Origin of the sequence: Campylobacter concisus (assembly GCF_002913765.1) — a bacterium.
In the GTDB taxonomy this organism is placed as follows: Bacteria; Campylobacterota; Campylobacteria; order Campylobacterales; family Campylobacteraceae; genus Campylobacter_A; species Campylobacter_A concisus_BB.
In genome coordinates this window covers 1-4,115 of sequence record NZ_PPCH01000001.1, presented here as the reverse complement: position 1 = coordinate 4,115, position 4,115 = coordinate 1, and the positions used below count along the sequence as shown (strand labels likewise).

Annotated in this window: 7 protein-coding genes; all 7 read left to right on the top strand. The window is 29.8% G+C overall.

The window, feature by feature from the left end; genetic code table 11:
- Window positions 1-1,085: glycoside hydrolase family 19 protein (locus CYO89_RS00035; protein WP_219809422.1), on the top strand; the 1,085-nt coding region annotated here is incomplete at its 5' end.
- Window positions 1,057-1,617, top strand: coding sequence for a hypothetical protein (locus CYO89_RS00030; protein ID WP_103596715.1), 561 nt, complete (start codon window positions 1,057-1,059; stop codon window positions 1,615-1,617). The genes CYO89_RS00035 and CYO89_RS00030, both read left to right, overlap by 29 nt.
- A 60-nt stretch (window positions 1,618-1,677) precedes the next feature.
- Window positions 1,678-2,469: a hypothetical protein gene (locus CYO89_RS00025; protein ID WP_103596714.1), complete on the top strand. Its 792-nt coding sequence runs from the start codon at window positions 1,678-1,680 to the stop codon at window positions 2,467-2,469.
- Window positions 2,456-2,932: a hypothetical protein gene (locus tag CYO89_RS00020; RefSeq protein ID WP_103596713.1), complete on the top strand. Its 477-nt coding sequence runs from the start codon at window positions 2,456-2,458 to the stop codon at window positions 2,930-2,932. Before CYO89_RS00025 ends, CYO89_RS00020 begins: the two co-directional genes overlap by 14 nt.
- Before the next feature lie 52 nt (window positions 2,933-2,984).
- Complete coding sequence (locus CYO89_RS00015) at window positions 2,985-3,350, top strand: hypothetical protein (protein WP_103596712.1); 366 nt, start codon at window positions 2,985-2,987, stop codon at window positions 3,348-3,350.
- Window positions 3,351-3,405: 55 nt separating this feature from the next.
- Window positions 3,406-3,876 carry a hypothetical protein gene (locus CYO89_RS00010; RefSeq protein WP_103596711.1) on the top strand — a complete coding sequence of 157 codons (471 nt, stop codon included), beginning with the start codon at window positions 3,406-3,408 and terminating at the stop codon, window positions 3,874-3,876.
- Between the two features lie 11 nt (window positions 3,877-3,887).
- Window positions 3,888-4,115 (top strand): hypothetical protein (locus CYO89_RS00005; RefSeq protein WP_141090710.1); only part of this gene is annotated, 228 nt, incomplete at its 3' end.

Sequence of the window (4,115 nt, the reverse complement as noted above, 5' to 3'; positions counted from 1 at the left end):
TTAAAGCTAGTCTAAATCATGATGATGCCTTAGTAAATAAAAGTGGCTACTTATATATAAGTAAAGATATGTCAGCACAGGATATAAATATCTATGAAGATGACAAACTTACTAAAGAGCTAAAGAGTGAAGAAAAGACAAATAAGAGATATCAAATTTATCTAAAAGAAGAGAGTGAGGATAAAGCAAATTCAAATAAAGATGATAAGTATGGTATCAATCTACTAAGTAAAGATAATATGGATAGCTTTATAAACTCTTTTAGTGAGTCAAAGAGTATAACAAGAGTAGATAAAGGTATGTGGGTAGATGGGGATAGGGAAGCAAATGTTTTAATAGAGATCAAAGACTATCCTTTTACGCTAAGTATGCTAAAGCAGGTATTTATAAATACAAAAGCAAATCAAGAATATATATTACAAGAGATGGTAGATGAGCTAAATAGAAGAGATGATGATGACGGAATTCAAATGTATATAAAATATAAGCTTGATACTAGAAATAGACTGGAGCATTTTTTTGGGCAAGCCTATAAAGAAGTTGGAGGAAATAGACTTCAATTAAGCGAGAATATATTATATAAAAACGCAGATAGACTTAGAGCTGTTTTTAGAAGCAAATTTAAAGAAAATCCAAATAAAGCAGACGAGCTTATTGCTATTAAAGAAGAGGATAGACCTAAAGCCATAGCCAACTATGTTTATAGCGATAAAAATGGCAATCAAGGTGGAGATGATGGTTGGAATTTCATAGGCAGAGGCTTTTTTCATTTAACAGGAAGAAGCGGATATTCAAATTTTAATAATTATATTAATAAAAATTTTAATACTGAAGATAATATGGTAGAAAATCCAACTTTAGTAGCTGAATATGGAAAATATGCGATAATGAGTGCTGCATGGTTTTGGTTTTCTAACAATCTATACAAAATAGCAGATGAGAGTAAAAAAGACTCAAATAATGAAAATGTAGTGGATAAAATAACTGATGTTATTAATAAAAGGACCGACGACCAAAGCAAAAAAGACAGAAAAGAAAACTACACAAGGATTAGAAATGCTAAAATTTTTCAAATTTTTAAATAGTGCATTTTTATTAATATTATTGCTGGCTTGTAATGGCATGGGAAAAGATGAAATACCAAATTTTAAATACAAAGACGCATCTAATTATTATTTTAAAATAGGCAATGATGACTATTCTGTAAAAATTTTACGTGATTATAATGAAGACAATCTAGGTCGGGCAATAGATATAAAAGAGTGCGCCATTATTTACAAAGACAAGATAAAAAAATGGAGTTTTTGTTATGACGATATGTCTATGTGGAGCGTTACGGCCAATGGCAATATAATTGAGTTTAAAGGCGGAACACAAGATAGAGACGGAAACATAGTAGATTTTTATATACTTTTTAAAAATTTAGCCTCAGAATTTTATTTGTATGAGTACTTTTGGAAATTTGGATATATAGATGAACCTACAAACGATGAAAAATTTAATAAAATAGAAAACTACTACACAGATCATGGTAAAAAGAACAGACTTTATATAAATCAAATCACTCCAAAAATTCTTAATGACATAAGAAAAAACTTTTATAAAAATAAGCAGTAATTTAGGTAATTTGAGTAACGTATTTAAAAGTAAATATATTTAAATAAGTAGAATATTGTGATGAAATTTAAAATTATATTACTAGCCCTAATTGCTAGTTTAAATTTAAGCGCTTTTGAGCCTTTAACCCCTGAAAATGCTATCAATAAATTTAGTAATGATTTTTACCAACTAAATGATTATGATTCAAGCCCTTGGAGAGACTACGGTACAAAGAGTAAACCAAGCTTTGCTTGCTATGACACCAAAGGAAAGTATAAATTTAAAAAATACTCTTTAGAAGACTTTATATGCCAGTCAGACTATAACTCTTTTAGGGATAACTATTTTGCTGATCTTTATAATCTAATAATAAAAGAAGCTCCAAATTTAAAAGAAAAAGCTCAAAAGATAGCTAGAGATAGGATAGCTAAAACTCAAAAAGAGTGTATCAGATACTCCAAAAAAGAGTATGACTATAGCTTTGTTGCTAAATCAGCATTTTTTGTATCTGAAAGTATCTACTGCATAAAGAATTTCTATAGAGAGTATACTGCTAAGCTATCTTTAATGCTTTACGAGAACGATAAAGAGCTATTTAGTAGAATTTACGGTGAAGATTACCACAAATTTAAAGAGGTATTTGAAGATACTTTAAAATATGTACCGATAGAAAATGGTAGCATGCCAAGAGATGTAAAAAGAACTGAAATAAACAATGACTTTTTACAAAAATACAAAAGTTACCACTATGATGACGACTACCCACAGATAGATGACATGTTATATATCATGCTCGTGCAATACTCACTCATTGATAAAAATGGCCATTTAGTTTTACCTGAAAATAGAAAAAACGATGTCAAAAACTAGATTTTTATACTTATTGCTACTTTTAGCTATATTTTCTAATGCTCAAAACTTAAATATAGAAACATATAGCAAGGATAACAAATGCTCCATAAGCATAAATGATGAAGAGATATATAGCAGAGAGTGCGAGTATGAGCTTGAACCAAATTTAATATTTTATACCAAAGTTAATAGCAGCGAAGTGTGGATATTTCAAGACATACAAAACTATGCTGCTTGCAATGGACACGGGCCTTTGAGAATTTTTGAAAAGAAAGATGACGACAAGATAAAATTTCAAGGCGAGATAGATTGGTGCGCGGGTGTGCCATTTTTTGAAGTCAGTGATAGAGGCATCTTGATAATAGACAAACCACACAAAAATGCACTAACCAACAACGGCGACCCAAATTTTAAAGGTAGCGGGAAACTATCTGACGAAAGCAAATATAAATTTGAGAATGGAAAGATCAAAAAGATATAGTTTTGCCTTTGTTAAATAGATATAATGCGGTTAAAAAAGCACGGACATAGGTATGACAAACAAGATAGTTGTTTTTTATTTTATAGCACTAGGCTTTATAGCGCATAACGCCTACGCAAAAAATATAAATTTAACGGGGATTTACAAGAATGAGTCTTGTAATATTTCAATAGAAATAACGAAAAATACCAATAAAGCGAAGTATTTTTACAAGATAGTGGAGAATAATCAGACAAAATCACAAGGCTATATATCAAGCATAAAAAGCAACGGCGAAGGTGGATTTTATATAAAATTAAAAAAGATTGACGGGATGTATGAAAATGGTAGCATAGTCATACAAAACTACGGAAACTCTATGAGCAAGTATATTTATTTTGAAGATTGCGATAGTAAATACTTAAAATTTGATAAATGACCCAGTGTGTGATTTTGTAATTACTATTTCGCAGTAAATTTTAAAAGAAAGAACTATGGTAGTTTTTAGATTTTTTATTTTAATCAATTTATTCTTTGCATTTATCAAGGCTGATGAGTTCGGGTATTACTATGAAAATGAAAAATTTTTAATAGCTATTCTGATGTTCGAATGTGAGGGTGACATACATTGTACAAATGGTGGTTATTTTGGGGTAAATAAAAGAAATAGCAAAAGTTTAGAAATTTTATCAAAACCAACACCAATAAAAAATAGTATAAATGAGCGCTTGATGGGGTATAAATTTAGAAATTCAAACTACATGTATGAAATTTATGGCGACATAATGTCTGGTGGAAAAATGTATTTGAACGTTTTTAAGCAAGGAAAAACTATTTTTAAAAGCGATGATTTACAACAGATAGAACAAGAAGAATTCCTATCCAAACTTAAAGAAATAGATAAAAGGCTACCTGTGAGCTTTGAAAAATTTTATAAGAAGCTACAAAATAAATATCAGCAATAGCTTAAAAAAAGATGAGGACTATAATAATTAATAGTCAAACAAAAGACAAAAACGGCAAAGAGCACAAAGAGGATGTCACGCATTTAGAATTTATGCAAAAAGATGAAGAGGCATCAAACAGCACCGCTTCAAAGTGCGAGGAGCTATTTAAGCCATTTGCCGATAAGCTAAATTCTCTTTTAGCCTCCCAAACATCAAATAAATTTAGTACCGAAAATATCTACTGCGTAAATTTAACC

Coding starts and splice junctions, on each gene's coding strand:
- CYO89_RS00030 (WP_103596715.1), top strand. CDS start 1,057: ATGCTAAAATTTTTCAAATTTTTAAATAGTGCATTTTTATTAATATTA.
- CYO89_RS00025 (WP_103596714.1), top strand. CDS start 1,678: ATGAAATTTAAAATTATATTACTAGCCCTAATTGCTAGTTTAAATTTA.
- CYO89_RS00020 (WP_103596713.1), top strand. CDS start 2,456: ATGTCAAAAACTAGATTTTTATACTTATTGCTACTTTTAGCTATATTT.
- CYO89_RS00015 (WP_103596712.1), top strand. CDS start 2,985: ATGACAAACAAGATAGTTGTTTTTTATTTTATAGCACTAGGCTTTATA.
- CYO89_RS00010 (WP_103596711.1), top strand. CDS start 3,406: ATGGTAGTTTTTAGATTTTTTATTTTAATCAATTTATTCTTTGCATTT.